General features: G+C 68.6%; 26 protein-coding genes. 14 read left to right on the top strand and 12 right to left on the bottom strand.

Annotated elements, in window-relative coordinates; all coding sequences use genetic code 11:
* Nucleotides 1–279 precede the first annotated feature (279 nt).
* Nucleotides 280–1,097 (bottom strand): IS5 family transposase gene (locus HFP48_RS10080; protein WP_246872563.1). Its coding sequence is split into 2 segments (ribosomal slippage): nt 280–738 and nt 741–1,097, totalling 816 coding nucleotides; the frame shifts between segments, so codons are not numbered across the junction.
* 452 nt (nt 1,098–1,549) lie between these two features.
* Here HFP48_RS10080 and HFP48_RS10075 point away from each other — a divergent pair.
* The 4 genes from HFP48_RS10075 (at nt 1,550) to HFP48_RS10060 (ending at nt 4,716) form a co-directional block, all read left to right on the top strand.
* Entirely contained in the window at nt 1,550–1,882 is a 333-nt protein-coding gene (locus HFP48_RS10075; protein ID WP_043800101.1) for a hypothetical protein, read from the top strand.
* On the top strand, nt 1,879–2,511 hold the full coding sequence (locus HFP48_RS10070) for a DUF3558 domain-containing protein (RefSeq protein ID WP_168579445.1): 633 nt from the start codon (nt 1,879–1,881) through the stop codon (nt 2,509–2,511). Before HFP48_RS10075 ends, HFP48_RS10070 begins: the two co-directional genes overlap by 4 nt.
* Nucleotides 2,512–2,607: 96 nt before the next feature.
* Nucleotides 2,608–2,808 (top strand): hypothetical protein, encoded by a 201-nt coding sequence (locus tag HFP48_RS10065; RefSeq protein WP_168578824.1) that lies wholly within the window; start codon nt 2,608–2,610, stop codon nt 2,806–2,808.
* 417 nt (nt 2,809–3,225) lie between these two features.
* Nucleotides 3,226–4,716, top strand: a complete 1,491-nt coding sequence (locus HFP48_RS10060) for a stealth family protein (protein WP_168579444.1) — start codon at nt 3,226–3,228, stop codon at nt 4,714–4,716.
* A gap of 99 nt (nt 4,717–4,815) precedes the next feature.
* Here HFP48_RS10060 and HFP48_RS10055 read toward each other — a convergent pair whose 3' ends face one another.
* Both HFP48_RS10055 and HFP48_RS10050 read right to left on the bottom strand, forming a co-directional pair.
* Entirely contained in the window at nt 4,816–5,775 is a 960-nt protein-coding gene (locus HFP48_RS10055; protein ID WP_168579443.1) for a DUF1214 domain-containing protein, read from the bottom strand.
* A gap of 117 nt (nt 5,776–5,892) precedes the next feature.
* The gene (locus HFP48_RS10050; RefSeq protein WP_246872533.1) at nt 5,893–6,675 is read right to left on the bottom strand and encodes an IclR family transcriptional regulator; all 783 of its coding nucleotides are present in this window, start codon (nt 6,673–6,675) and stop codon (nt 5,893–5,895) included.
* 171 nt (nt 6,676–6,846) lie between these two features.
* Here HFP48_RS10050 and HFP48_RS10045 point away from each other — a divergent pair, with 171 nt between their 5' ends.
* Genes HFP48_RS10045 through dmpG form a run of 3 tightly spaced genes read left to right on the top strand, consistent with a single transcriptional unit; the run spans nt 6,847 to nt 9,670 of the window.
* Nucleotides 6,847–7,674, top strand: a complete 828-nt coding sequence (locus HFP48_RS10045) for a fumarylacetoacetate hydrolase family protein (protein WP_168579442.1) — start codon at nt 6,847–6,849, stop codon at nt 7,672–7,674.
* Nucleotides 7,671–8,648: an acetaldehyde dehydrogenase (acetylating) gene (locus HFP48_RS10040; RefSeq protein WP_168579441.1), complete on the top strand. Its 978-nt coding sequence runs from the start codon at nt 7,671–7,673 to the stop codon at nt 8,646–8,648. Before HFP48_RS10045 ends, HFP48_RS10040 begins: the two co-directional genes overlap by 4 nt.
* Nucleotides 8,645–9,670, top strand: a complete 1,026-nt coding sequence (gene dmpG, locus HFP48_RS10035) for a 4-hydroxy-2-oxovalerate aldolase (protein WP_168579440.1) — start codon at nt 8,645–8,647, stop codon at nt 9,668–9,670. The genes HFP48_RS10040 and dmpG overlap by 4 nt, the downstream gene beginning before the upstream one ends.
* A 68-nt stretch (nt 9,671–9,738) precedes the next feature.
* On the opposite strand, the gene hcaB is transcribed toward dmpG, so the two are convergent.
* From hcaB to HFP48_RS10000, 7 genes are all read right to left on the bottom strand, one after another.
* Complete coding sequence (gene hcaB / locus HFP48_RS10030) at nt 9,739–10,536, bottom strand: 3-(cis-5,6-dihydroxycyclohexa-1,3-dien-1-yl)propanoate dehydrogenase (protein WP_050034941.1); 798 nt, start codon at nt 10,534–10,536, stop codon at nt 9,739–9,741.
* Nucleotides 10,523–10,897, bottom strand: coding sequence for a bifunctional 3-phenylpropionate/cinnamic acid dioxygenase ferredoxin subunit (locus HFP48_RS10025; RefSeq protein WP_168579439.1), 375 nt, complete (start codon nt 10,895–10,897; stop codon nt 10,523–10,525). Before HFP48_RS10025 ends, hcaB begins: the two co-directional genes overlap by 14 nt.
* An 11-nt stretch (nt 10,898–10,908) precedes the next feature.
* Nucleotides 10,909–11,469 carry an aromatic-ring-hydroxylating dioxygenase subunit beta gene (locus HFP48_RS10020; RefSeq protein ID WP_168579438.1) on the bottom strand — a complete coding sequence of 187 codons (561 nt, stop codon included), beginning with the start codon at nt 11,467–11,469 and terminating at the stop codon, nt 10,909–10,911.
* A 26-nt stretch (nt 11,470–11,495) separates the two neighbouring features.
* Nucleotides 11,496–12,827 carry an aromatic ring-hydroxylating dioxygenase subunit alpha gene (locus HFP48_RS10015; RefSeq protein WP_168579437.1) on the bottom strand — a complete coding sequence of 444 codons (1,332 nt, stop codon included), beginning with the start codon at nt 12,825–12,827 and terminating at the stop codon, nt 11,496–11,498.
* Nucleotides 12,820–13,722: a VOC family protein gene (locus HFP48_RS10010; protein ID WP_246872532.1), complete on the bottom strand. Its 903-nt coding sequence runs from the start codon at nt 13,720–13,722 to the stop codon at nt 12,820–12,822. Before HFP48_RS10010 ends, HFP48_RS10015 begins: the two co-directional genes overlap by 8 nt.
* A 22-nt stretch (nt 13,723–13,744) precedes the next feature.
* Nucleotides 13,745–14,602 (bottom strand): alpha/beta hydrolase, encoded by an 858-nt coding sequence (locus HFP48_RS10005; protein ID WP_168579436.1) that lies wholly within the window; start codon nt 14,600–14,602, stop codon nt 13,745–13,747.
* Between the two features lie 139 nt (nt 14,603–14,741).
* Complete coding sequence (locus HFP48_RS10000) at nt 14,742–16,001, bottom strand: FAD-dependent oxidoreductase (protein WP_168579435.1); 1,260 nt, start codon at nt 15,999–16,001, stop codon at nt 14,742–14,744.
* A gap of 234 nt (nt 16,002–16,235) precedes the next feature.
* Here HFP48_RS10000 and HFP48_RS09995 point away from each other — a divergent pair, with 234 nt between their 5' ends.
* Complete coding sequence (locus tag HFP48_RS09995) at nt 16,236–17,888, top strand: helix-turn-helix domain-containing protein (protein WP_168579434.1); 1,653 nt, start codon at nt 16,236–16,238, stop codon at nt 17,886–17,888.
* 22 nt (nt 17,889–17,910) lie between these two features.
* Here HFP48_RS09995 and HFP48_RS09990 read toward each other — a convergent pair whose 3' ends face one another.
* Both HFP48_RS09990 and HFP48_RS09985 read right to left on the bottom strand, forming a co-directional pair.
* A complete protein-coding gene (locus tag HFP48_RS09990; RefSeq protein ID WP_168579433.1) occupies nt 17,911–18,534 on the bottom strand; it encodes a TetR/AcrR family transcriptional regulator in 624 nt (207 codons plus the stop codon).
* Between the two features lie 28 nt (nt 18,535–18,562).
* The gene (locus HFP48_RS09985; protein WP_282597467.1) at nt 18,563–19,360 is read right to left on the bottom strand and encodes an IclR family transcriptional regulator; all 798 of its coding nucleotides are present in this window, start codon (nt 19,358–19,360) and stop codon (nt 18,563–18,565) included.
* Between the two features lie 209 nt (nt 19,361–19,569).
* On the opposite strand from HFP48_RS09985, the gene HFP48_RS09980 reads away from it, so the two are divergent.
* The 6 genes from HFP48_RS09980 to HFP48_RS09955 are packed head-to-tail and all read left to right on the top strand — an operon-like array spanning nt 19,570 to nt 26,747.
* The gene (locus tag HFP48_RS09980; protein ID WP_246872530.1) at nt 19,570–20,817 is read left to right on the top strand and encodes an FAD-dependent monooxygenase; all 1,248 of its coding nucleotides are present in this window, start codon (nt 19,570–19,572) and stop codon (nt 20,815–20,817) included.
* 25 nt (nt 20,818–20,842) lie between these two features.
* Nucleotides 20,843–22,426, top strand: coding sequence for a class I adenylate-forming enzyme family protein (locus HFP48_RS09975; protein WP_168579432.1), 1,584 nt, complete (start codon nt 20,843–20,845; stop codon nt 22,424–22,426).
* Entirely contained in the window at nt 22,423–22,875 is a 453-nt protein-coding gene (locus tag HFP48_RS09970) for a MaoC family dehydratase (RefSeq protein ID WP_072634829.1), read from the top strand. Before HFP48_RS09975 ends, HFP48_RS09970 begins: the two co-directional genes overlap by 4 nt.
* Before the next feature lie 36 nt (nt 22,876–22,911).
* On the top strand, nt 22,912–24,711 hold the full coding sequence (locus HFP48_RS09965; RefSeq protein WP_168579431.1) for an FAD-dependent monooxygenase: 1,800 nt from the start codon (nt 22,912–22,914) through the stop codon (nt 24,709–24,711).
* Nucleotides 24,712–24,714: 3 nt separating this feature from the next.
* Nucleotides 24,715–25,803 (top strand): maleylacetate reductase, encoded by a 1,089-nt coding sequence (locus tag HFP48_RS09960; protein WP_168579430.1) that lies wholly within the window; start codon nt 24,715–24,717, stop codon nt 25,801–25,803.
* A complete protein-coding gene (locus HFP48_RS09955; RefSeq protein WP_168579429.1) occupies nt 25,800–26,747 on the top strand; it encodes a dioxygenase in 948 nt (315 codons plus the stop codon). The genes HFP48_RS09960 and HFP48_RS09955 overlap by 4 nt, the downstream gene beginning before the upstream one ends.
* The last annotated feature ends 49 nt before the right edge of the window (nt 26,748–26,796 follow it).

Here is a 26,796-nt window from a genome sequence, read left to right as displayed (position 1 = left end):
CTCCCACAGCCTGCGAACGTTGGAGACCTCGTCGAGCACCGCGAGCAGGGATAGCGGCAGCCGCTTCGACACCGTGGTGACTCCGTACTGGGGCGCGTTCCCACGATGAGGAGCAGCCACCAGAACGCGTCGAACTTCCCGACCGTCTCGCGCACGAAGTCTGGGCCTCGCTGTCCAAGGTGACGCCGGGGGATTCTTCGGTTACTGCGTCGCCGTCGCAATCGGTACCGGCGCGCTGCTGTTCGCGATCTGACCCGCCATCGTGGTTTAGAGCATGTCTCATTTGGCCAGTTTCTTGAAGCAGGTCAGCGCAGCAGCGAGTTGGAGAAAGGCAGCGAAGTGCTCACCGTGACGTTCGTAGCGCATCGTCAGCCGGCGATAGCCGCTCAGCCACGCCAGGGTGCGTTCGACCTTCCACCGGTAACGGCCGAGGCGCTCGCTGCTGTCGACGCCGCGGCGGGCGATACGCGGGACGATGCCCCGTGCCCGCAGCCACCGGCGGTGTACGGGATAGTCGTAACCCTTGTCCGCCCGCAACCGGCCGGGCCGGCGGCGACGCGGACCACGACGCGATCGCACCGCCGGAATCGCAGTGACCATCGGCTGCAGCATGACACTGTCGTGGGTGTTTGCCGAGGTCACCGCGGTGACCAGTGGGATACCATCGGCGTCGGAGAGGATGTGGATCTTCGAGCCGTTCTTGCCTCGATCGACCGGGCTGGGACCGGTCAGAGAGCCCCCCTTTTCGCCCGGACGTGCGCGGCGTCCAGGATCGCCGCGGACCAGTCCAGGTCCCCGCCGGCGCCGAGTCGGTCGAGGATTTGGCGGTGCAACTCGTCGAACACCCCGGCCTTGACCCAGGCCGCGAACCGGCGGTGCGCGGTCGGGACGCTGACCCCGAACGACGGTGGCAGGTGCCGCCAGGCGCAGCCACTGGTGAGCACGTAGACGACGGCGGTGAACACCGCCCGATCATCGAGCGCCGCCCGGCCGCCGCCCTGCGGCCTCGGCGAGAACCGAGGCAGCAGCGGTTCGACGATCTCCCACAACGCATCCGGCACCAACCGAGTAGACAACGCATCGACCACGCCATGCATCATGCCGTACACAGGATCCGACCCATACAAGACACGCTCTTACCCACGGAGGTTCGATGCGCCCCGCACATCTGTGCATCCGCTCTGGGCTCGACGTCGCCCATCGGCCCTGGCTTCGACGGCCTGGCGCTGACGATCTTTGTCGTCGTCGGCATCTGCGGACTGATCGCACCGATACTCGCCGTGGTGGGCGACCGGGGAGCGCCGACCTTCGACAAGCACTCCGCCTGGATGCTCGCCTCCGGCCTGACCGCACACTCTCGCAGGAGCAGGCCTGACACTGGCGCTGTGAGACACCGACCCCGCCGACGAGAACCGAATCGTCCCGACCGAATCGCACGCGAGTTCGGTCGGGGCGCAGGCGTCTCAACCCCCATTCTCGAAAGAGAATCCCGCGTGACCTGCAATCGAATGCGTTACAGTTCCCGGGCCAACTGATACCGGGGGGATTCATGGCAGAGAGACTTCGTTTGGAACCGCGGACGATCGAGGAGATCGTCGCCATCTGCGACACCATGCTGACGACACTTCGCAACGCAGCACGCCATGCAAGCGACCTGACCGATGCACCAAGTTTCGGGGGCTTCAAGTCGGCCGAAGACCTCCGCGCCGGCTTCGTTCGCAAAGCCCGCGGCACACCCGAATCGCTCTACGAACGACTGGAACAATTCGAGGCGGTGCTCAGCGGCATGCGAGAAGCGTTCGCCGCAGGCGGTGAGGGGTTTCTCGCGGCCGAAAACAACTGGACCGCCCGTCTGCACGCCCTGAACCAGGACGAGCTGTGACCGCGGGCCGTACCGGTGCCGCAATCACAGGGACACTTATTGTGCTTGCATCGCTCTCAGCGTGCACTGCCTCGTCCCCCAACTCGGAATCCACAGACGAGGCCCCGAGTACCCCAACAGCAACGACACGAGTACCGCGCCTGGTGGACGAGTCCGACCGACCTCTCGTCGCCTTCGACCCGTGCCTCGACATCCCCGACGACGTTCTTGCCGCGGCAGGCTACGACCCGAACTCCCAAGACAACACGGATTTCGCGGCGACGCACTACACGATGCTCGGCTGTTCCTACGACGGCGTCTTGAAGTTTCCCGGCGTTGCCGCCTACGCCCTGACGGTGAGATCGGCCAACTTCGACTGGGCAATCGAACTCCAGAAGACCGCCGACAACGGCGACGACGTCATTCCATCTGAGATCGCGGGCCGACGCGCACTGCTGAAGACCAACCTGTCCCTCCCCGAACGTTGCGGCATGAGCGTCGAGACGTCCTACGGCGTGCTCATTTTCGCTCAGGTTCTTTTCGGCAAGGGCGGCACTCGCGTACCCGAAGCGCAATGGTGCACCGGACTTGAAGACACGGCCGAGCGCATCGTCGCCGTCCTCGACGACTTCGAGTCGCACACCCGCTGACTCGGTACTCGTCTGGATTCGCCCCCGGAGGCCGACCTCGAACCCGCCCGAGTTCGGCGGACCACGCCCGCGACGCTGTCGCTCCCATATGTCAGCATGGTCGAACCCGATCCCGGAGGGAGCGTCGTGTCCACCGCCGACCTGCACCGCCTGCCGCGCCTGCGACAGCAGCACCCGGCGTGGGCGTTGCTACGGCCGGACAACGCGGCCGCAGTGCTGGCACTGCTCGAGCAGAAGCGGATTCCGTGGCCGTACGTCGTCGAACGGCTTACACGGATGTCGGAGGCACAACCCTGACCAACGCTCGGCCGAACGGCGACCGGACGGCGGCCAGACGGCGACCAGCCGGCGACCGGACTTCGACCGAATGTCACAGTCATGCGATCCAATCGACCCGCTGTGACATTCGGTCCGCGGGTCGTCACGCAACGATCACGTCCGCAGCATCGAATCGACACAAAGCCGACAACGCGCCGCCTCCCCGGCTACAGGTTCTCCCCTGCAGTCTTCAGTTGCACCTTCAGTCGCATCGGCCACTAGAATCAAACTTCTCGTTCCCGGGATCTTTCGCGGGAAATCCCTTCACAGGAAAGGAGCACTCCGACGCACACGCCGGCCCCCCACACCGTTCATCTCGTCCCCCTGCCCCACAGCGTTGGGGACGCTCCCCCGCTCGCGTCCGAGCGGCCCCGGCTGCACGGCCACCCGGACATCGTGTGGTTCCGGGATCGCTATGCGATCCCCATCTCGACGACCACGCCGCACGAGGCGATGCTCGAGGATCTGTACTTCGTGCGCCGGGTCCTCGACGACGCCGGCATCGACTATCTGCTGGTCCGCGGCGACGGCGCGCGCCCGGTGCTGGCGGTGGACTGGGCCGACCGCAAGGAGCTGCGCGCCGCACTGGTCGCCGCGTGCACCGACGAACCGTTCTACTCCAAGACGGTCGGCACCAAGCGGCGCCGACCGGTGCTCGTCGCCGACGGCCGGCTCTCCCACAGTTCCAAGGATCGGGCGTTCCGCCTGTTCCGGCCGCGAGTCGAGCTGACCAGCGGGCTGCGGTACGGGGCGTCGAACGGAGTGCAGATCGAGCTGTGGTCGCACACCGACGACGAAATCCTCCTGCCGAAGGAGAACGCCCTGACCCGGCGCAGCGTGCCGCGGGAGGAGATCACCCGCACCACCGTCGAGCGCTACGGGCAGACGTGGCCGACGATCGAGGGGATGTTCGCGACCCATCCGTCGGACGTCCCGTTCGAGATCGACCTGGTGTTCTCGTGGGTGGACGGCTCGTCGAAGGAGTGGCAGGCCGAGCGCGCCAAGCGCATGCAGAACTACGTGGTGGGCGAGGGCGACGACTCCCCCGCGCGCTTCCGGCAGATCAACGAGCTGAAGTACGCGCTGCGCTCCGTACACATGTATGCGCCGTGGATCCGGCGGATCTTCGTCGCGACCGACTCGGAGCGACCGGACTGGCTGGCCGACGACGGGCGGGTCACGTTCGTGCGCAGCGAGGAGTTCTTCGCCGACCCGTCGGTGCTGCCCACCCACAATTCGCAGGCCGTCGAGTGCCAGCTGCACCACATCCCCGGCCTCGCGGAGCACTTCCTGTACTCGAACGACGACATGTTCTTCGGCCGCCCGGTGGATCCGCAGATGTTCTTCTCCGGCGGCGGGGTCACAAAGTTCATCGAGGCGGACACCCGGATCGGGTTGGGCCGGAACCACAAGAAGCGCAGTGGTTTCGAGAACGCGGCGCGCGTGAATCGCCGGCTGCTCGAGGACCGGTTCGGGGTGACGATCACCCGGCACCTCGAACACACGCCGGTTCCCCTGCGCAAGGGCATCATGGCGGAGATGGAGCGGGAGTTCGCGGACGAGTTCGCCGCGACGGCGGCGAGCACGTTCCGGGCCGCGGAGAACATCTCGGTGACGAACTCGTTCTACCACTACTACGCGCTGATGACCGGCCGGGCGGTGCAGCAGACGACGGCCCGCATGCGGTACGTCGACACGACGATGAAATCGGGTCTGCGCGAGCTGGACACGCTGCTGGCGAAGCGGAAGATGGACTTCTTCTGCCTCAACGACGGCAGCGTGCCCGAGGTCGACCTCGAGCTGCGGACGGCCAAGGTCACGCAGTTCCTGGAGCGGTACTACCCGATCCCGGCGCCGTGGGAGACGGACTACCCGAGGCGGGCGTGACCTGCGCTCTCGGACGCACCGGGCCGTCCCGCTACCCGCGGGGCGGCCCGGTCGCGGTGGAACGCGAACTCGGGGACGACGCCGGGCCGGCGTCGACGCTCACCGCCCGTTCGGTGACGAGGCGAGGGCGGGAAACACCCAGCTTCCGTCGAGGACCTCCGCACGCGGGCGATACAGGCGAACGAGATAGTTCCACCCCTCCGTGACGGGAAGGTAATTGGCGCGGTCCGCATCGTCGCCGCCACCGAAACGGACGGTGATCGAGCCGTCGGCGTTCGGCACGCCGGTGAGGTTGTTGATGCTGTAGGCGTGGTGCTCGTTCGGTTCGAAGAAGCCCTCGGCGTTGTAGACCGAGACGGACCAGAAGCCGTCGACGGGCACATCGCCGACGGTCAACTCGTACTCTCCGACCGGCAGTCCCGGATCGACGCCGATGTACACGGCCTCCTCGGTCGGAAGGCCGCCCCAGCCGGCGGCGGTACCGATCACGTGCCGGACCGGATCGACGGCGTTCCTGGCGCCGAACATCCGATCGAATCCGGTCAGTCCTCGTGCCAGCGCCAGCAGCGCCTCCCGCGTCGCGTCGAGGCTCGCACGGTCGTAGCCGGGCGCCGCGAACGGCGTCGACGAGCCGACTTCGAGACGGAACCGGTCCTGGAGCGAGACCACGGTGCGGACGTCGTCCGGGTCGGAAGGATCGACGAGAATCCGCACCGCGACGGCGACGTACGGTGTCGGGAACTCGTCGGCCGTGAACCTGTGCTCTCCCGGGTCGTGGAGGATCCGATCGACATGGTGGTCCTGGTCGACCACCATCACGGACATGTACCGCCGACCGCCGTCGGGGATGGTGAGTGTCGCTCCCCCCGAGGTGTCGACGATCGCGAGGCTGTACAGGGTGTCGCGGTTCATCCGGATCACCGTCTGCTGCTCGACCGAGGCGGGCTCCCGGTTGTGCCGGAGCACATTGATGCCCCCGGCGTCCCGCTGAAGATCGAGAAACATCCGATCCGTCTCCGCGCGAACGAAATTGTCCACATTCACCGGAATCGATGTCATGCGCGGCAGCCTAGACGACGAACGCCCCACGCGCTGTCCGATTCGTCCGCCTCCGCGACGGACCGGGGTTCCCTGCCGGAACTGCCGGGCCGGCCGCCGGGCACGGTGCGGCCCGTCTCATTCCGGCTCCGACATCCGCGCGCGGCGCGCGAGGGTGGCGGCGACGCCGGCCGCGGCCGCGCGCACCGACGTGGCGTGCCGCTCGGGATGGAAGCGGGCCACGGGACCGGTGACACTGAGGGCCGCGATCGGCCGGTCGTCGGGGTCGAGTACCGGCGCGGCGACGCAGGTGATGCCCATCGCGGATTCCTCGCGTTCGTACGCGACCCCCTCGTCGACGATGCGTTCGAGCTGTGCGCGCAGCAGTCCGGGCCCGGACAGCGTCTTCGGGGTGCGCCGTTCGAGTGGCCCGGCGAGCACCCTCTCGAGGATCTCCGGATCGGAGTAGGCGAGGAGGGCCTTTCCGATGGCCGTGCAGTGCAGCGGCATTCGGCCACCGAGACGGGACGGGGAGCGGGCCTGCCGGTGTCCCCCGATCTTGGAGATGTAGACCACTTCGGTGCCCTCGAGGATGCCGAGGTGCACCGTCTCGTGCGTCCGCTCGTACAGGTCCTCCATGAACGGGGTTGCGACCTCGATCAGGCTGCGTTCGGTGGACGCCCGCATTCCGAGTTCGAACAGTTGCCCGCTCAGCCGGTAGCCGGCCTGGGTGCGGTCGAGAAGGCGCACCTTGACGAGGTCGGAGACCAGCCGGTGCAGGGTGCCCTTGGGGATGCCGGTGCGCCGGCCGAGTTCCGCGAGGCTGAGCCCGTGGTCGTCGACGGTGAACGCATACAGCACGGTGACGACCTTGCCGAGCACGGTGTTCGGGTCGATCTGCACGTCGCTGGGAGTGTGCACCGCATTCCCCCTTTCGTCCGGTGACCTGGCGATTCGGGTCACCCGCCACTGTACGTTCCACTGAGTCGAACATTGTCCTGGCCGGATGCCGGCTCGCCCGGCGACAGTGGGCAGACCAATTCCCTTCGACCTTCCGGGACCGCCATGACCCCCTCCCCAGGAACCGACCACATGCCGGCTCCGCCCTCCGGCGGCGCCGCGACGGACGATCCGGCTGTACACGCGGCCTTCGTCCGGATCGACCACGCGGTACGCACCCACTCACCGTGCCCGCCGGTGCGTGACCTCATCGGCAGCTCCGATATCGAGCGCGCCTACGCGGTCCAGACGAAACTGAACGCGGCACGCACGGCCGCCGGCGCTCGTGTGGTCGGTCGCAAGATCGGGCTCACGTCACCGGCGGTCCAGCGGCAACTCGGCGTGGACCGGCCCGACTTCGGTGTCCTGTTCGACGACATGCAGTACACCGAGGACGAACCCGTGCCCTTCCAGCGCCTGCTGCAACCGAAGGTCGAGGCGGAGATCGCCTTCGTGCTCGGGCAGGACCTCGCCGACGGCCCGCTCGACGCCCGGCGTATCCGCGCCAGCGTCGACTACGCCGTCGCCGCCCTCGAGATCGTCGACAGCCGGATCGCAGGCTGGGACATCACCTTCGGGGACACGGTCGCCGACAACGCCTCGTCCGGGCTGTTCGTCCTCGGCACCCGGCGCCGCGGGCTCGACGAGTTCGAACCGGTCGACACCGAGATGGCGATGCGCGTCGACGGCGCGGCGGTGTCCACCGGGAACGGCGCGGCCTGCCTGGGCGACCCGCTGCGGGCCCTGGCGTGGCTCGCCGACACCGCCCGCCGGTTCGGTGAACCGCTCCGCGCCGGGCAGATCGTCCTGTCCGGGGCCCTCGGGCCGATGGCGCCCGTCCACCCCGGCTCCACCGTCACCGCGGACATCACCGGACTCGGTTCCGTGACCGCGACCTTCACCCAGGAGGACCACACATGAGCACCCGCAGAACACAGGTGGCCGTCATCGGCTCCGGCAACATCGGCACCGACCTGATGATCAAGGTGATCCGGAACTCGACCAATCTCGAGATGGGCGCCATGGTCGGCATCGACCCCGAGTCGGACGGCCTGGCCCGCGCCCGCCGGCTGGGTGTCCCCACCACCGCCGACGGCGTGGCGGGTCTGATCGGCCTGCCGAACTTCGACGAGATCGGCTTCGTGTTCGACGCGACGTCGGCACAGGCGCACCGGGCCAACGCCCGGGCGCTCGAACCCTACGGCAAGCGGCTGATCGACCTCACGCCCGCAGCGGTCGGCCCGTTCGTCGTTCCGGCCGTCAACCTCGACGCACACCGGCACGCCCCGAACGTCAACATGGTCACCTGCGGTGGGCAGGCAACCATCCCCGTCGTGGCGGCGGTCTCCCGCGTCACGCCCGTCGCCTACGCCGAGATCGTCGCGTCCATCGCGTCGAAGTCCGCCGGACCCGGCACCCGCGCGAACATCGACGAGTTCACCGAGACGACGGCGCACGCGATCGAGTCGGTCGGCGGCGCAGCCCGGGGCAAGGCGGTGATCGTCCTGAACCCTGCCGAGCCGCCGCTGATCATGCGGGACACCGTGTTCTGCCTGATCTCCGAGCCGAGCGCAGTCGTGCACGACGCCGTCCGGGAGTCGATCGAGCGGATGGTCGCCGACGTCGCCGCCTACGTGCCGGGCTACCGGCTCAAGCAGCAGGTGCAGATCACCCCGGTCCCGGAGGGGCAACCGGTGCATACCCTGCTCGCCGACGGCGCCCCGACCACACCCACCCACCAGGTGTCGGTATTCCTCGAGGTCGAGGGTGCCGCCCACTACCTGCCCGCGTACGCGGGCAATCTCGACATCATGACCTCGGCTGCCCTGCGGTTCGCGGAGGCCGCCGCCGAGACGGACACCGCGCGCGCGGCAGAACTGGAGACCACCCGATGACGACCGAACTGTTCATCCAGGACGTCACGCTCCGGGACGGGATGCACGCCGTTCGGCACCGCATCACCCCGGACGACGTGGGCCGTATCGTGGCCGCGCTGGACGCGGCCGGTGTCGACGCCATCGAGGTCGCCCACGGCGACGGCCTGGCCGGGGGCAGCCTCAACTACGGACCGGGCAGCCACACCGACTGGGAGTGGATCGAGGCCGCGGCCGCGAACGTGTCCCGGGCGCGCCTCACCACGCTGCTTCTGCCCGGGATCGGCACGATCCGCGAACTCGAGCACGCCTACCGGCTCGGGGTCCGCTCGGTGCGCGTGGCCACGCACTGCACCGAGGCGGACGTCTCGGCCCAGCACATCGCGACGGCCCGCGAGCTGGGCATGGACGTCTCCGGATTCCTCATGATGAGCCACATGGCACCGCCCGCCGAGCTGGCGCGACAGGCGAAGTTGATGGAGTCCTACGGCGCGCACTGCGTCTACGTGACCGACTCCGGCGGTCGTCTGACCATGGACGGGGTACGCGAACGGGTTCGGGCCTACCGGAACGTGCTCGACCCGGGCACCGAGATCGGTATCCACGCCCACGAGAATCTGTCGTTGTCGGTGGCGAACTCCGTGGTCGCCGTCGAGGAAGGTGTCACTCGCGTCGATGCCTCCCTGGCCGGACACGGCGCCGGGGCCGGCAACTGCCCGCTCGAGGCGTTCGTCGCCGTCGCCGACCTGCAGGGCTGGACCCACGGCAGCGACCTGTTCGCGCTGCAGGACGCCGCCGACGACCTGGTCCGGCCGCTTCAGGATCGGCCGGTCCGGGTGGACCGCGAGACCCTCACCCTCGGCTACGCCGGCGTGTACTCCTCGTTCCTCCGCCACGCGGAGGCAGCGTCCGAGCGTTACGGCATCGACGTGCGCACCCTCCTGCTCGAGGTCGGGCGGCGCGCGCTCGTCGGCGGGCAGGAGGACATGATCGTCGACATCGCCCTCGACCTGCTGGGGGAACGTGCCGGCAGCCCGGCGTGACCCGGAATCCGCATGCACGCGGGGGCGGGTCTGTCGCGAACGACAGACCCGCCCCGGTCGCTGCGCCGTCAGACGGCGTCGGTCCTCTTGGGTGTTCCCCAGCTGCTGACGTCCACCACCGTTCCCGTCACGGTCGCGGAATCGTCACGGCACGCGAGATAGAGGTAGGCGCCCACGTAATCGTCGGGTTCCACCTCGATCTGCAGAGCTCCGTTGTCGCGCACCATCTGCCGGATCGGAATGGCCTCGGCCACCGAGTGATCGGCGAGCCCCATCGCGCCGGGCCCGCGCAGGTCGGTGGCCATGCCGCCGGGAGCGACCGCATTGACCCGAACCTCCGGGGCAAGTTCGTACGCCAGCTGGCGCACGAGTCCCACGCCGGCATGCTTGGACGAGACGTACAGCGGCCCACCCCCGCCCGGGAAAAAGGCCGCGTTGGACAGGGTGAAGATCATGCTGCCGCGGGAGGACTTCAGGTGCGGCGCTGCGGCCTTCGCACCGAGCAGATAGCCCTTCACGTTGACGGAGAACAATTCGTCGAACCCGGTACCCAGTTCTTCCGGCGACGCGTCGAGCAGCGAACGACCGAAGTCCCAGACTCCGGCGTTGCCGACGAAGGTGTCGAGAGCACCGAACTCGCGCACGGCGAGATCGGCTGCTTGCTTGTTGTCGGCGAACGAGGTGACGTCGCCCGTCAGGGTGCGCACGCTGGTCCCGAACGCCTCGCGCAGTGCGGTCAGCTTCTGCTCCGACCTGTCGAGCACGGTCACGCGACCGCCGTTCTCGACGAACCGTCTCACCAGGGCGTGGCCGAGCCCGGATCCGCCGCCGGTCACGAGAATCGACTTTCCGTCAAGCCGTCCCACTACGGGCTCCTTCCTTCAGTTCGTACGAGTCGGGAAGTCCGACGTGGATGTCGCCGCCCTCGATACGGACCGGGTGCGTGCGGACCGCGGTCGTCGCGGGCGGATTCAGGGGCCGGCCGGTTCGGAGGCAGAACTTCGCCATGTGGAGCGGGCATTCCACGACGCAGTCCTCGATCCATCCGTCGGCGAGGGAGTACGTCTCGTGCGTACACGTGTCGTCGACGCAGAAGTACTCCCCGTTCGACCTGAACACCGACACCGGCGGACGCGAGTCGAGCCGCACCGCGTCGTCGTCGTCGAGGTCGCCGACCGCGCAGACACGAACCCACCGCGTGTTCTCACTGGATAATTCAGCCGTCATCGTCGGATACCTCACAGGAAGATGCTGATGCTGGGGGCGAGGATCGTGGTCTGCTCGAGGACGATCCGGCGCTCGCGGATCCTGAAGGGCACGGTGCCGGTGTGGTGGCGCAGCACATCGAAGCGCTCACCGACGAACCAGTCCTGGTGCCGCTCGAGCCGGCTGCGGTAGACCCAGAAGTTGCACACCACGTCGAGATCGCCGTCCTCGCGGTGCGCGACACGGACATTGGTCAGCAACCGCCGGGTGCGCGACGGGGGCTCCTCCGACCATGACAGGCCCGAGGTCAGCCGGCGGACCCTGCCCCGCAGGAAGGAGAAGTCGTCGTCGATGAACGCGCCCTCGTCCGGGCCGGAGATCTCGGCGTCGCGTTCCCGGAACGTGCGGGTCATGCGGGTGGGCGCCCAGTAGTGCACGTCCTCCCCGAAGAACTCGAGCCATTCGTGGTAGCGGTGGTTGTCGAGGTGTTCCGCCTCGGCATACAGGAATTGCTCGACCGCGTGCTGCAGATGCACGTCGGCGCGCTGGACGGCCGCGGGCAGCCCGTCGGCGCTGCGAGTTTCGGTGTTCATCGACTCTCCCCTGCGGGTTTCGGTGCTCATCGACTCTCCCCTGCGTGTTCGGAGCGCTTGGCCTCGTCGGCTCGGCGGAGGATTTCGTCCCACGGCAGGCCGTCGACGAGATCCAGCCACCGCCCGTAGAACCCGCGGGCGGCGGTTTCGCTGTAGACATCGTTGGACAGGCCGGGAAGTCCGTGACTGTCGCGTTCCTCGAATCCCATCCCCATCTGGACGTTGAACTCGGTGCTGCGCGACTTCCAGCCTCGCAGCACTTGCTGCACCTCGGTCCAGTTCTCGCCGTCATCGGTCTCGAAGACCCCGGCCGGGCTGAAGGAGCGCTGGGTGCCCCGCCGCATCCCCGCCTTGGCCTCCGGCGACGCGTCCTTCGGTACGAACGTCCATGCCCACACTTCGATCTGTCCGGGACCGCGCGGATGCCACACCCGCATCGTGTTGACAGGTCCGAGCCAGGAGAAGTTCGGGAAGATCAGATTGTGCCCTGAGACCTTCACGGCGCGGTCGGCGCCGATCCGGCGGAAGACTTCGTCGCGGTTGGCTGTCTGCCAGGCGCTGTACTCGTGGCCTGCGTGCAGGTCGGGACCGAATTCGGGGAGCCAGAAGCTCCCCGATCCGTGGCCGTCACCGGCGAACTGCCGGCCCGGTGCGTCGGGCGGTGGGTTGAGCAGACCGTGGAAGGCCGGATCCTCGTGCAGGGCCAGCATCGCCGACGAATGCGAGATCGCGGCGTGGTACATGTCGCTGGCGAACTGCTCCGCCGGCAGCTTCCAGTTGCAGTCGATGACCCACTTCGCGGCGCCCTTGACGAACTCGATGCCGTTGTCCCATCGATCGATGGTCGCGTCGAAGTAGTACGCCATCTCGCCCAGATACTCGACGAAGTCCGGGACCTCGTCCGACCAGGTGCCGAAGTGGAACCCCCGGTAGCTCGCGATGCGGGGGACCTTCGTGGCGCCCCAGGAGGATTTGTCGATCCGGTCACGGTATCCGCGTTGCTGCTGCGGCACGTTGATGAGGTTGCCCTCGAGGTCGTACGACCAGCCGTGGTAGGTGCACGTGAACGCGCGACTCGTGCCCTCGTCCGATCGGCAGATCCGCATTCCCCGATGCCGGCACTGATTGAGGAACGCCTTCACCGAGCCGTCTCGCTGGCGCACGACCAGAACCGGATCCTCACCCATGTACGTCTGGACGAACGACCCGGGCTTCGGCAACTGACTGTCGTGCGCGAGGAAGAGCCAGGTCCGGCCGAACACCCGCTCGAGCTCCAGTTCGTAGATGCCCGGGTCGGTGTAGATGGTGGGGTTGAGTAGGCCGTGAGCGGGGTCGACCAGCGCATGGATGTCACTCATCGTCGGCCCCCACTGCCACGGCGCTGGGGACGTCGGCAAGGACCTGATGGCCCCACGTGCTGGCCGACCGGTAGTGGCCGACAGTCCACGAGTCGTCGTCCACGAGTCTGCCGTTCCATCCGTACTCGATCGCGAACCCGGACGGTGTGGACAGATAGAACGAGGTCATCGCGTCGTTGGTGTGTTCCCCGAGGGCGCGGACGACCTGCCCTGGCGTCTCCATCGCCAGATCGAGTGCACGGCCGACGGAGTCGAGGCGGCTGAGCTCGAGCATCACATGGCCGATCCCCGGTTCGAAACCCGGGATGGCGGCGAGCGCCACCGTGTGGTGACGCGGATTGCAGTGCAAGAAGACTGCATTGGTCGGGCCGAAGGCGATGGTGTCGCTGGGGCGGAAGCCCAGCATCGACTGGTAGAACTCGGCGGATCGCTGCGCGTCGGATGCGAAGAGGAACACATGCCCGAGGCCGAGATCGCCGGTGACGAAGTCGATTCCCCGCGGCGACACGAACGGGGTGTGGTCGTGCGGATGACCGTACACGACCTCGATCGGGTTGCCGTCGGGGTCATCGAAGGCGATGAGCCGCTGCACATGCCGTGCACGCGCCAGATCAGCATCCTCCGAGACCGGGACCGAGTTCGCGACCAGGCGGCGGGCGAGCGCGTCGAGGTCCTCGCTGGTCCGCGTCTCGAACCCGAGGGCGAGCAGGGCGTCCGCCCCGGGGGGACCGTCCTCGACCGTCAGCCGGTACGCACGCTCGTCGAACCGGAAGCGGGCCTCGGTGGGGTCGTCGGACGGCACGAGTTGGGCTCCGACGATGCGGGTGCCGAACTCCCTCCACTCGTCGACGGGGCCGCGCACCCGCAGGTATGCAAGAGCCTTCACAGTGCTCACGGGATTTCCTTTCGTTGACATCTCAGATCCGGCCGCGCAGGAACAGCGTGCTGAGCTGGACGAACCGATCGGCCTGTTCGATCTGCGCCCAATGACCGCAGTGCGGCATGACATGCAGGCGCGCGTTGGGGATTCGCCGGGCGAGCCATTCGCTGCTCTCGGCGGGGACCACCGAGTCCTCGCGGCCGTGGACCAGCAGGACATCATTGCGGATCCGCCGCAGCGATGTCTCCGGGACACGTAGGCCCGGAAGCCCGGGACCGGATTGCGGAAGCCCGAAGGTGAGGAGATGGGATCGGCGCACGTCCGGACGCAGCGCCGTCTCGAGCCGGTCCCGGGCGATCGCGTCGATCTCGTCGCCGAACAGGTCCGGATCGTGGAGCATGTACGAGATCAACTGCTTCATGCTCTCGAGCGTGGGGTCGTTGTAGAACTCGATGAGCTTGAGCAATTCCCCGGTCGGCGCGGTGTTGCCGCCGCCACCGGCTCCCATGCCGATGACCTTCCCGATCCGGTCCGGGGCGACGGTCAGCATGTTCAGGGCGACGACCCCACCCAGCGAGTTCCCCACGAGGTGCACGCTGTCGAGGCCGAGGGCGTCGACCAGCGCCAGGTTGCTCAGTACGAGCTGCCGGACACGTCCGCTCGGGGGGAGCTCGGCCGGGTGACTCGAGTCGCCCCAGCCCACCTGGTCGATCACAAGACAGTCGTAGTCGTCCGCGAAGGCGGAAACGGTCGCGGCATAGTTCGACAACCCGGTGGCACCGGGCCCCGATCCGTGCAGGAACAGAATCGTCTCCCCGGTGCGCGGGCCGGCTCTGTTGAGCCGGATGCGGAAACCGCCGGCTTCGACGTCCGAAGTCTCCATTATTGTCGTCATCGTCATCCTCTCTACGTCCGGGTGTGCCCAGATTTCACCCCGGGCCGGGGCTAGCGGGACCACGCCACGGGGCACCTGAAACGCCCTGGCCCGGGCGAATCTGGCTATGGAATAGATTCGGGTCGCGTCTGTTTCGGGATCACCCGGTGACGTCGATGTCGCGCCGGGCGTCCGGGCTCCTCAGTTGGCGGACCAGCCTGCGCAGGTCGGTACCCGCGAACCGCAGAGTCTCGTCCGGAACTGCAATCCTGTTTTCCGCCAGGATTTTTGCCGATCGGACATCGCGCGGCTCGTCCAGGGCGGCTGCGGCGGCAACACGCCCGTCGCGCACCCAGAAGGCCACGAATCCGGGTTCGGTGGACGAGTCACGGACAATCACGCGGTCGCCGGGCCGCCCGCGCCCGTACATCTGCAGCGTGTGCTGGTACTGGTGCGACCAGAAGTAGGGAATTTCGCGGTTGACGGTCGCGTTCCCCGCCATCGACGCTCCGACGGCCGCACCGTGCCGGCGGGCCACGTCCCAGTGCTCGATCCGACCCCGGTGACCGAGGTGCGGGTTGACGTGCGCGGCGATGTCTCCGGCCGCCCAGATCCAGGGGTCGCTGCTGCGGCCCAGGTCGTCGACGGTGATGCCGTCGGCGCAGGCTACTCCCGCCTGTCTCGCGAGCCCGTCGTTGGGGACGACACCGCACCCGACGACGACGGTTGCCGCGTCGAGACGTTCGCCGGTCGACAGCCGCACCGACTCCACTGTGCGCGAGCCCGCGAACGCGTCGACCGTGCGGCGCGTCAGGATGCGCACCCCCCGTTCCGTGTGCAGCCGGCAGATGCGCCGGGCGATCTCCGGGCCGACGGCCGCCAGAAGGGGGAGCTCGCCGAGTTCGACGACGGTGACGTCGATTCCGCGGTCCACCGCGGCCGCAGCGACCTCGAGACCGACGAACCCTCCACCCACAACGACGAGCGGCCCACCCGCCCTCAGCCGGGCGGACAAGGCCGCGGCGTCGGCCGCATCCCGCAGCGTGAGGATGTTTCCGAGGGCGGCCCCGGGAACGTCCAACCGCCGTGCCGCCACGCCGGTGGTGAGCAGCACCCGGTCCGCGACAAGCTCTTCGCCGTCGGATGTGTCGATGCGCCGGTCCGACGGTCGGAGCCGGCGCACCCCGACACCGACGCGCAACTCGATGTCCAGGCGCCGGTACTCGGTCTCGGCCACTATCTCCCGCAGCCTGCGGTCGGAGAGGTACTCCTTCGACAGTGGCGGGCGTTCGTAGGGTGTGTGAGGGTCGGCGTCGAAGACGGTGATTCGACCGGCGAATCCGTTGTCTCTCATCGCCGACGCCGCGGCCAGGCCGGCGGCGCCGGCACCGACGACGACGTGGTGCTTGTTACGGGTCAAAGTGCCATCTCCTTCACGGAGCGGTTGGGAGGTGCCCCACTCCGCAGGCATGTTGTACGGATCACAGTAGGTTCGCGTGGACACCGGCGTCCATCGACTGTTCCGTGCGCCGGAACTCCGACCGGGACGGTCCTGTGAAGTGTGATGCGGCCCAGCGTTTCTCTCATCTGCGGACCCGAATCGGCACGGCGAATCCGCCGGAGCACGGCCGTGGTCGAGCGTATGCTCACCGCCATGCCTGTCGAACGATCCGGGCGCGCTCAGTACACCGACATCCTGACTGCTCTTCGCGACATCGTCGCGGCCGACAGTGCCGACGACGTGGTGCGCGCGGCACTCACCTCGGCGCGCGCCACCGCGCGTGCCGACGCGGCGTTCTGGATGGACGCCCGCGAGGACGGTCTCCACATGGTGGCCGGGTCGGGTCTGAGTCAGCCCGAAGTCCATGCCCTGAGCCACATACCGCCCGACCGGGGGCTCGGAGGCGAGGTGCTGCGCAGCGGCGGACCGGTGTCGACACCCGACTACAGCGCGGACCCTCGGGCGATCCCCCGGATGCGGCAGCTGCTGGAACGAGAGGGACTGGTCTCGGCGGCGGCGGTGCCGATGAGCGGAGCCGCACACGTCGACTCGGTGCTGTATGTGGTGTCACGCGCACGCCGCCCCGTCGAGTCGGAGGAGCTGCGCGCGCTGGCCGGTCTCGCGTCGATGGCCGGGGAGCTGCGCGAGCGGGCCGTGGAACGAGCACGCGCCGCGCAGGACCTGCGGACGCTCGAGGACGACCGCGAGCGGTCCCGCGCCGAGCGGGAGCTGTATCTGGCCACGGCCGAATCGATGCTGTCCGGTGCCGGTCTCGACCACTGTCTCGAACTCGCAGGCGACGCGTGGGGCGCATCGGTGCACCTCGAGGGGCCGAACGGCCGCCCGCCGCGGCCGGGCAACCCGACCGTCGACCGAAGCCGCACGACGGGGTGCGTGCGGGAGTTCCGCGTCCCCGGAACGGACAACGCAACGCTGACCCTGCGTGGGGCCGCCGCCACCGGGGACGACTCGGTGCGCGTGCTGGCGGCTCTCGTCGGGATGGACCTCGCGCGGCACCGTGCCGCCCTCGAAACCGAGATCCGCCTCACCGATCACTTGGTGCGGAGCCTGCTGGACGGGTCGAAGGACGAGCTGCGCCGGCTGTGGCATCGGGCTCTGCTGGTCGGGCTCGATCTCGGCGTCCCTCGGGCGGTCGTCGCCGTGGGAGGTGACCGGCACGTGGATCGGGCACTGCTCGACACCCTGGGCCGGCGGGTGCGGTCTCGGGTTCCCGGCGCGCAGCTGACCACGTTCGAGGGCGACGCGTTCGTGCTGTGGCCCGTGCGCGGCGACGCGGAATCGACCGTCCTCGCAACGCACCTCGCTGCGATCGTCGAGGAGTGCCGCCCACAAGTGCTCGGCGTCGGCATCGGTCCGGTCTGTCGCCGGGCCGAGGACTATCCCGCGGCCGTGCGCGAGGCCCGCTTCGCGCTGCGCGTCGGTGTCCACGGACGACGCGAACGCGCCGTCGTCTCCGTCGAGTCTCTCGGAATGTACCGCCTCTTCGCGCACGTCGGCGGGGTCGACGCGCTGGCGGCCGCGGCGGAGGAATCGTTGGCTCCGGTGCTGCGCGCCGACATCCGCGACGGCTCCGATCTGCTGCACACGCTGCAGACGTACCTGGAGAAGGACCGGCGAGCGGCCGAAACGGCCCGTGCACTGCACGTTCACGTCAACACGTTGCGCTACCGCATCGAACGCGTCTGCAAGCTGCTCCGCGTCGATCTCGACGACCCGGATGCTCGCTTCTTCCTGCTGCTGGCGCTGCGGTTGAGCACCGTCGTGGGACGCCGGGACGGCCGCTGACGCGGGCCGCGCGACCGTGCTCCTACGGGCTGGCGCCGCGGCCGGCGCCCTGGGCGACGATGTCGGCGCGCAACATCCGGTAGAGGGCGCCGATCTTGCGTTCGAGGTACGCCGCGTCCCCCCCGGATTCGATGACGGCGCCGCGCACGAAGGTCACGCTGGTCAGAGCGAGTTCGACCGCGAACGCGCGCGGGTCCACCACACCGGCCTCTTGCGCGAACGGCTCGATGACGTCCACCAGCTGGTCGCGGGCATAGCCGGTGGCCTTCGCCACCACAGCGGCGAGTTCCGGGTCGGCCGCCCCGTGCCACACGATGTCCGCCTCGAGCTGGAAGTACGAGATGTGTTCGGCGATGGTTGCGGCCGCGGCCGACCAGTACGCGCGCATCGCCTCCTCGGTGGATCCGGAAATATTCACCGCTCGAGGAAGATTCGCGAAGAACTTCCGGCTTCCCCGCTCGATCACCGCGGCGAGCAGGCCGGACTTGCTCTTGAAGTGGTGATAGATCGATCCGACGGGAAGCCCCGATGCACGCCGGATGTCCGCGATGGAGGTCCGGTGGTAGCCCTGAGCCGCCATCAATTCCTCCGCGACGTTCATCAGGTGGTCGCGACTGTTCTGTGAAATTGCCTCCGCGCCGGCCATGGATCCGGTCCCCGCCTCCTCGACTCGTCTAGGCAGATACGTAACGCGCCCCGAGCGACCGGCCGATCGCGGCCGACGCCTCCCGCAACGGGGAGACGAGTTGCTCTCCGGTGCCGTACCCGCTCGGAAACGCCACGGAGATCGCCGCGACCGCGTCGCCGCCCACCAGGACGGGAACCCCTACGCACGCCAGGCCTTTCGCAGATTCCTCGCGATCGAGCGCGTACCCGGAGATGCGGACGCGCTCGAGACACGTGTGCAGGTCGTCCGGACGCACGATCGTGCTGGGTGTGCGCGGGACGAGGACGCGAGATCGCGACGGCGCGGGGCCGAGGGGTGTGTGTGCGAGCAGAGCCTTGCCGACCGCCGTGGCATGAGCCGGCAGCCTGCCACCCACCGAGGCCGGGGTCGACGTTGCACTACCGGTCATCTTCGCCAGATAGACCACGTCGTTTCCGCGCAGGACTGCAAGGTTCACGGTCTGCCTGGTGGCCCGGTGGATTCGTTCGAGGAACGGCAGCGCAGCGTCACGGAGTTCGAGCTCGGCGGAGCAGAGTCCCACCGAGAACAACCGCAGTCCCACCTGATACCGGTCGTCGATACGCTCGACGGCGCCCACCTCCTGCAGCATCGCGAGGAGACGGTGCGTCGTGGACTTGGGCAACCCGCTTCCGCGCGCGAGTTCGCTCAGTGTCATGGACCGTCGGGACTGAGTGAATACACCCAGGATCTCGAATGCCCGCCCGAGCAACGATGCGGTAGCCGCACGATCGTCCGGCGCCGAAACACTGCGGCATTCCAGTCCGGGACGAGGATCTCCTGCCATAACGCCTCCAAGCTGGCTAGAACGATCGTTCCAATGAGGCTATCCACCGACCGGCACCCTGTCAACGAATCACGCCCGCCGCTCCGCCTGCGCCCCTCGGGGCCGCGTCCACGTGCCCACCGCCTCGAGTCGATGCCCACAACACCCGGCCCGATCGCTGGACGAGTCATCCATTGAGCACCGATCCGGGTCCGGCCACAGTCGAAGCCATGACATCCGAATCCCCCTCTCCCCCGGACCCGACCTCGGCGCCACGAATTCAGGTTGTGGTCGTCGGCGCCGGCCCCGTCGGACTCGTGGCGGCCCTCGCCGCGCACTCACACGGCCTCCGGACGACAATCCTCGAGGCTGAGGACAGCAACCGGCTCCGACCCGGAAGCCGCGCGACCTACCTCTACCGCGAAACGCTGGACCAGCTCGACGCATTCTCCCCCGGCCTGGGCGCGCGGCTCGCCCGCGAGGGCGTGACCTGGCCGCGTATCCGTTCGACGTACCACGGCCGCACCGTGTACGAACGGACCTTTCCGCGCGCGCCCCACGGCGCGTTCGGCGCCAGCATCTCGCAGCGGCTGCAGGAGCGGACGATGCTCGAGCACGTCGAGAAGGCCGGGATTCCGATCCGGTGGAGCAGTCGGGTCGGCAGCGTGTCGTCCACCGAGAACGGGGTCACCGTCCACCTCGTGGACGGCAGCACGATCGACGCAGACTACGTCGTAGCCGCCGACGGTGCGCACTCTGCGGTACGCACGTCGCTGGGAATCGGCATGGAGGGTCCGCGGTCCGACGCGTCCTTCGTCATCGTGGACGTCGACGAGGTTGCCGACGACCCGCTGCCGCTCGTGCGGGAGTTCCACTACCGGCACCCGGCGGTCGAAGGACGCAATGTCCTCGTCCTGCCCTTCCAGGGCGGGTGGCGCCTCGACCTCCAGGCACGCCGAGACGACGACGTCGAGGCCCTCCAGTCGGCCGACGGCACCGCCGCCTGGGTCGCGGCCATCCTCGGCGAACGCTACCGCGATCGCATCGCGTGGGTCTCGCGCTATCGATTCCACCGCGCGGTCGCCGCGCGATTCACGGACCCGCACAACCGGGTGTTCCTCGCGGGTGAAGCGGCGCACCTGTTCGCACCGTTCGGCGGCGGACGCGGATTGAACTCCGGAGTGCGCGACGCGCAAGCCGCGATCGAGGCGTTCGCCGCCGCAGCTCGCGACGGTGGGGACGCCGCCGCCCGGGAACAGGTCGGCGCGACGGGCGAGACACGCCGCCGTGCAGGGCATTTCAACGCCGATGCCGCCGGTGGCGCGCTCGCCCAGATGGAGGCGAACACCGTGTTCGACCGTGCCGCGCAATGGGGTGCGGCGTTCGCCGCGCGCTGGTGGAGCCGGCCGGGAATGTGGCTGGACAGCCGGGTGACATCCGGTTCCGCCGAGCGCTTCTCGCCGTCCACCCGATTCTGACCATCACCGCACGCCGAGGACCATCATGATCGATCAACCTCATCCCAGCCCCGGCACCTCGAACACCAGCCTCTGGGACGTGTTCGCCCGCCGTGCCGCCGCCCACCCCGATCGCGAGGCCGTCGTGCACGGTTCGTTCCGCTGCGCCTACGGCGAACTGCGCGAACAGGCCGAACGCACCGCCGCCGGTCTCGAAGCGCTGGGGGTGTGCCCCGGCGACCGGGTCGGCATGCTCTCGTACCCGCGCCCCGAAGTCGTCGCCGTCTATCTCGCGTGCGCCCGGTTGGGCGCCCTCTTCCTCGGGATCGGAACGCGGGTGAACGAGAAGGAACTGGACTACATCCTCACGGACGCCACGCCCTCCGTCCTTGTCACCGTGGAACGATTCGAGGGCACGCAGTTCGGTGCCCTCGTCGATCGGGCCGCGGAACGCCACGACATTCGTGCCGTCGTTCGTCTCGGTGACGAGCCGGGCGGGCCAGTGCCCTTCGAGGCGGTTCCCGCACGATCCGTCGCGCGGCCCGTCGATCCCGACGCCCCGCTGTCGCTCGTCTACACGTCCGGGACGACGGGGGACCCGAAGGGCGCCGTCGTGACCCATCGCGGCATCCTCACCTTCTCCGCGCTCCTGCGCCACACTCCCGTCGAGGCGCCACGCATCCTGTCGCTCATGCCGATCGACCACATCGGTGGTCAGGGCAACGAAGTCGTGTCCGCCATTCTGTCCGGCGGCACCCTCGTCCAGCTGCCGCGCTTCGAGGCCGGCGCCGCACTCGACGCGATCGAGCAGGAGAAGGTCACCCTCTGGCAGGGTGTCATCCAAACCATGCTCAACAGGCTCATGGCACACGATCGGTTCGAGACCGCGGACCTCGGCTCGCTCGAGCGGTTGTGGTGGGTCGGTCCGTTGCCGGTGAGCCTGGCGGAGCGGCTCGCCGCCCGGATCCCCGTCGTCGGCGCCTCCTACGGCATGACGGAGATCGGGTGCATCACCATGACCGATCGGGACATCACCCCTGCGGAGGCGACCCGCACCGTCGGCAAGCCGCTCGACGACATCGACATCCGGATCGAACCGATCCCGGGGCACCGCCCCGGCGAACCCGGCGAGATCCTCGTACGACGCAACCCGTTGATGCACGGGTATTGGGGAAAGCCCGACAAGACCGCCGAAGCGATCACGCCGACGGGATGGCTCCGCACCGGCGATCTCGGATACTTCGAGGACTCGGGAAACCTTGTCCTGGCCGGTCGTTCGAAACTGCTCATCCGCTCGGGCGGCTACAACATCTCACCGATGGAGATCGAGCAGGCCGTCGAAAACCACCCCGGCATCCAGCTCGCCGCCGTGGCCGCCGTGCCGGATCCCGACCTCGGCGAGGCCGCCCACATGCTTGCGGTCCCGGCCCGCGGGCACGCCCCGACCGAGGAAGAAGTGAAGAGGTTCCTTCGCGAGCGCCTCAGCTCGTACAAGATCCCCAAGAGCGTGCGGTTCTGCGACCAGCTCCCGTTCCTGGCCAACGCCAAGCTCGACCGCCGGGGCGTGCAACAGATGCTCGACCCGAGATCCGACAGCCCCGCACCCGTCCCGTCCCAGGAGGAACGATGATCGTCTTCGGCAGCACCGCCGATCTCACCCAGCACGTCGGCACACATCTGGGCTCCAGTCCGTGGGTGACGCTGGACCACCAGCACATCCGCGGATTCGGTGAGGCCACACACGACTTCAACTGGATCCACTTCGACACCGAGCGCGCCGCGGCGTCCCCGTTCGGATCGATCATCGCGCACGGCTACCACACGTTGGCGCTGATCGGCGGGCTCATCCAGCAGACCATCGATACGTCCTTCTGCTCCCTCGGACTCAACTACGGCCTCAACAGAGTTCGCTTTCCGGCCGCGGTTCCGGTCGACACGCGGGTACGGCTGGACCTGCACCTGGCCGACACCGTGCCGTTCGACGGCGGCGTCGACGCCGTCTACCGGTGCGTCATCGAGATCGAGGACGGCGACAAGCCCGCCTGCGTCGCCGAGGTGATCTTCCGCTACTACGACTGATACCCGCCGCCCGTCACCCCTGCCTTCGGAGAACCCATGCCTGTCTTTCACGACGGTCTCGCCGAGACCGCTCCTCCCCGTGGCCCGGTCGTCGAAACCGACGTCGTCATCGTCGGGTCCGGCCCCGCCGGCGCCTCCGCTGCACTGTTCCTGTCCACGCTCGGCATCGACAACATCATGATCACCAAGTACCGGTGGACCGCCAATACGCCACGCGCTCACATCACCAATCAGCGGACGATGGAGATCTTCCGCGACGTGGGCATCGAGCAGCAGGTCCTTGCGGAGGCGTCCCCCCACGCCATCATGGGTGACACCGTGTTCTGCACCGCCCTGGCGGGCGAGGAACTCGGGCGGATCCTGGCGTGGGGTACCCACCCCGCACGCGAGGCCGACTACGTGCTCGCCTCGCCGTCCCTCAACTGCGACATTCCGCAGACGCATCTCGAACCGATCCTCGTGAAGAACGCCACGGTCCGCGGTACGCAGACGCGGTTCTCGACCGAGTACCTCTCGCATTCCGAGGACGCCGATGGGGTCACCGTCCGTGTTCTCGATCGGCTCGACGGCCGCGAATTCGACATCCGGGCCAAGTATCTGATCGGGGCGGACGGCGCCCGCTCCACGATCGCAGCCTCCCTCGACCTGCCGTTCGAGGGCCGGATGGACATTGCCGGTTCGATGAACATCACGTTCCGTGCCGACCTCACCGACCTCGTCGCGCACCGCCCCTCGGTGCTGTACTGGGTGGTGCAGCCCGGCTCGGATGTCGGCGGCATCGGCGCCGGACTCGTCCGCATGGTGCGCCCGTGGAACGAGTGGCTCGCGGTGTGGGGCTACGACATCGAGCTGCCGCCACCGGAGATGAACGACGATCACGCCCGGGAGATCGTCCGCACCATGATCGGTCGCGACGACATCGACGTGGAGATCACGGGCTACTCGCTGTGGGGCAACAACGAGATGTACGCCACGCACATGCAGTCGCACCGGGTCTTCATCGCCGGCGACGCGGCCCACCGTCACCCGCCGAGCAACGGCCTGGGCTCCAACACCTCCATCCAGGACTCCTACAACCTCGCCTGGAAGATTGCCGCCGTGCTGGAAGGACGCGCCGGTCCGGGACTACTCGAGACCTACTCGGTCGAACGTGTCCCTGTTGCCGAGCAGATCGTCAGGCGCGCCAACAAGTCCAGTCGGGAGTTCGTGGGAATCTTCGAAGCCCTCGGCACAACTCGGGCGACGACGGTCGAACACATGCAGGCCGAACTCGCCGAACTCCGGGCCGACACACCCGAAGGTGCCACCAAGAGGCAGGCGCTCGCGGCGGCGATGGAGCTCAAGAACTACGAATTCAACGCTCTCGGCGTCGAGCTGGGGCAGAACTACGCCGGCTCCACCGCGGTGGCCGGGGACGGGAGCGTCCTGCCCGCCCCCGCGCGGGATCCGGAACTCTACTACGAGCCGCACACGTATCCCGGTGTGCGCCTCCCGCATTGCTGGGTAGGCAACTCGACGAGCAAGATGTCCACTCACGATCTGGCGAAGTACACGCAGTTCACTCTCTTCACCGGCAAGACCGGCCGGGCGTGGGCCGGCGCGGCGGCGAAGGTCTCGGAGGAACTCGGCGTCGAGGTGGTCCCGATCGTGATCGGAGCCGGCGAGCAGGTACAGGACCTGTACTTCGACTGGAACAGGCTGCGGGAGGTGGCGGAGGACGGTGCGGTCCTGGTCCGGCCGGACACCCACATCGGATGGCGAGCACACCGTGTGGCGGACGACCCGGTGGCCGCACTGCGCGACGCCATGCTCCGAATCCTGCACCGGCAGGCGTGACCGATGGGACTGTCGTTCACCCATGAGGCCCTTCCGCAGCGCGTGGTGTTCGGGGCCGGAGGCGCACGCCGCCACCTCGCGGCCGAGATCGACCGGCTCGGCGCCGCGCGGGTCATGCTCGTGGCATCGGCGGCGGAAGTTACCCTCGCCGACCGCATCGCCGGGGACCTGCCGGTGGTTTACCGCTGGTCGGAGGTCCATCCGCACGTCCCCGTCGAGGTTGCGCGACGAGCACGGCGGGCCGCAATCGACGCCGAGGCCGACGCCCTCGTCAGTATCGGCGGAGGATCGGCCGTCGGCCTGGCCAAGGCCGTCGCGATGACCACCGGCCTACCGATCGTGGCCGTGCCGACGACCTACGCCGGTTCGGAAGCGACCAACGTGTGGGGGCTGACCGAGAAGGGGGTGAAGACCACCGGCGCCGACAACGCGGTCCTTCCGGCCTCGGTGATCTACGACTCCGAGCTGACCGTCGGCCTGCCGGTCGATCTCAGTGTGGCCAGCGGCCTGAACGCGCTCGCCCACTGCATCGACTCGCTGTGGGCCCCGCGCGCCGATCCGATCAATGCCGCGCTCTGCCTCGAGGGCGCCCGTGCCCTCGCCACCGGCCTGCCGGAGGTTGTCGCGGACCCCGGCGGTATCGACGGCCGCGACCGCTGCCTGTACGGCGCGCACCTTGCTGCCGTGGGGTTCGCGTCGGCCGGCTCGGGCATGCACCACCAGATCTGCCACGTCCTCGGCGGCGCATACGGTCTGCCGCATGCGCAGACCCACGCCGTCGTGCTGCCCTACGTGCTGGCCTTCAACGCCGCGTCGCTCCCCACGCTCGGCCGGCGCCTCGCCGTCGCGCTGGGATCCCCGACCCCGACGGATCCCGATGCGGCCTCCGCAGCACTCGACGAACTACGGCGGCGCTCCAACGCTCCGACGTCTCTCGCCGAGCTGGGGATGCGCGAGGCGGATCTTCCCGACGCGGTGCGGCGCTGCCTTGCCGCCGTTCCCGACACCAATCCCACACCCGTCACGCCGCGGAACCTGACCGAGCTGCTGTACGCGGCGTGGTCGGGTCGGCAGACCCGGAGGACTCCGTGAACACCCCATCCGATCGCCCTCACGAGCCGTGCCACCCGACCGCCCGCCCACTCGACGCGGCGCCCTCCGTATCGCCCGAACAGGCACGGCGCGAGCAGGACCTCGTCGACCGGGTCGTCGCGTCGTTCGACAACACCGGTTCGCCGCGCCTGCGTCAGCTCATGCGGGCGCTCGTCCAGCATCTGCACACATTCGTGCGCGAGGTACGGCTCACCGAGCAGGAATGGAGTACCGCCGTCGGCTTTCTCACCGAGTGCGGACACATCACCGACGACAAACGCCAGGAGTTCGTCCTCCTCTCGGACGTCCTCGGTGTCTCGATGCAGACCATCGCCGTCAACAACGAGGCCATCGGCGACGCCACCGCGTCGACCGTGTTCGGGCCGTTCTTCGTCGACGGGTCACCGCGCATCGAGACCGGCGGCGACCTGACGTTCGGCGCGAAGGGCCAACCGTGCCGAGTGCAGGGCACCGTCCGCGACCTCACCGGCCGGCCGGTGCCGGGCGCTCGCCTCGAGGTGTGGGAGGCCGACGAGGACGGACTGTACGACGTGCAGTACCGCGACGAGCGCGTCGCGGCTCGCGCTCACCTGTTCACCGGCGACGACGGCCGGTACAGCTTCTGGGGACTGACCCCCACCCCCTACCCGATTCCGCACGACGGTCCGGTCGGGCGGCTGCTCGAAGCCGCCGGGCGGTCACCGATACGCGCGTCCCACCTGCACTTCATGGTGTCCGCGCCGGGACTTCGAACGCTCGTCACCCACATCTTCGTCGACGGCTGCGACTACCTCGACCGCGACAGCGTGTTCGGTGTCGAGGACTCGCTCGTCAAGGACTTCGTCCAGCACTCGGCCCAGGAGCCGCCGCCGGACGGACACGATCTCGCGGGGCGCAGCTGGGCGAGCGTCGATTTCGACATCGTGCTGGCGCCCGCCGAGTAGGCCGGCCGTGGCGACGCCGGTACCGACCGTCCGAGTTTGTGCGGCGCGA

This window comes from Rhodococcus sp. DMU1 (assembly GCF_012272955.1).
Classification (GTDB): domain Bacteria; phylum Actinomycetota; class Actinomycetes; order Mycobacteriales; family Mycobacteriaceae; genus Rhodococcus; species Rhodococcus aetherivorans.
Note: the sequence above shows the minus strand (reverse complement) of the source record. Positions and strands in the feature narration are given on the sequence as shown.

Bases quoted from the DNA above. Each gene is read 5' to 3' on its own strand.
- HFP48_RS10075 (WP_043800101.1), top strand. From the start codon at position 1,550: ATGGCAGAGAGACTTCGTTTGGAACCGCGGACGATCGAGGAGATCGTC.
- HFP48_RS10065 (WP_168578824.1), top strand. From the start codon at position 2,608: ATGGTCGAACCCGATCCCGGAGGGAGCGTCGTGTCCACCGCCGACCTG.
- HFP48_RS10055 (WP_168579443.1), bottom strand. From the start codon at position 5,775: ATGACATCGATTCCGGTGAATGTGGACAATTTCGTTCGCGCGGAGACG.
- HFP48_RS10045 (WP_168579442.1), top strand. From the start codon at position 6,847: ATGCCGGCTCCGCCCTCCGGCGGCGCCGCGACGGACGATCCGGCTGTA.
- HFP48_RS10040 (WP_168579441.1), top strand. From the start codon at position 7,671: ATGAGCACCCGCAGAACACAGGTGGCCGTCATCGGCTCCGGCAACATC.
- dmpG (WP_168579440.1), top strand. From the start codon at position 8,645: ATGACGACCGAACTGTTCATCCAGGACGTCACGCTCCGGGACGGGATG.
- HFP48_RS10025 (WP_168579439.1), bottom strand. From the start codon at position 10,897: ATGACGGCTGAATTATCCAGTGAGAACACGCGGTGGGTTCGTGTCTGC.
- HFP48_RS10020 (WP_168579438.1), bottom strand. From the start codon at position 11,469: ATGAACACCGAAACTCGCAGCGCCGACGGGCTGCCCGCGGCCGTCCAG.
- HFP48_RS10015 (WP_168579437.1), bottom strand. From the start codon at position 12,827: ATGAGTGACATCCATGCGCTGGTCGACCCCGCTCACGGCCTACTCAAC.
- HFP48_RS10005 (WP_168579436.1), bottom strand. From the start codon at position 14,602: ATGACGACAATAATGGAGACTTCGGACGTCGAAGCCGGCGGTTTCCGC.
- HFP48_RS09995 (WP_168579434.1), top strand. From the start codon at position 16,236: ATGCCTGTCGAACGATCCGGGCGCGCTCAGTACACCGACATCCTGACT.
- HFP48_RS09990 (WP_168579433.1), bottom strand. From the start codon at position 18,534: ATGGCCGGCGCGGAGGCAATTTCACAGAACAGTCGCGACCACCTGATG.
- HFP48_RS09985 (WP_282597467.1), bottom strand. From the start codon at position 19,360: ATGGCAGGAGATCCTCGTCCCGGACTGGAATGCCGCAGTGTTTCGGCG.
- HFP48_RS09980 (WP_246872530.1), top strand. From the start codon at position 19,570: ATGACATCCGAATCCCCCTCTCCCCCGGACCCGACCTCGGCGCCACGA.
- HFP48_RS09975 (WP_168579432.1), top strand. From the start codon at position 20,843: ATGATCGATCAACCTCATCCCAGCCCCGGCACCTCGAACACCAGCCTC.
- HFP48_RS09970 (WP_072634829.1), top strand. From the start codon at position 22,423: ATGATCGTCTTCGGCAGCACCGCCGATCTCACCCAGCACGTCGGCACA.
- HFP48_RS09965 (WP_168579431.1), top strand. From the start codon at position 22,912: ATGCCTGTCTTTCACGACGGTCTCGCCGAGACCGCTCCTCCCCGTGGC.
- HFP48_RS09960 (WP_168579430.1), top strand. From the start codon at position 24,715: ATGGGACTGTCGTTCACCCATGAGGCCCTTCCGCAGCGCGTGGTGTTC.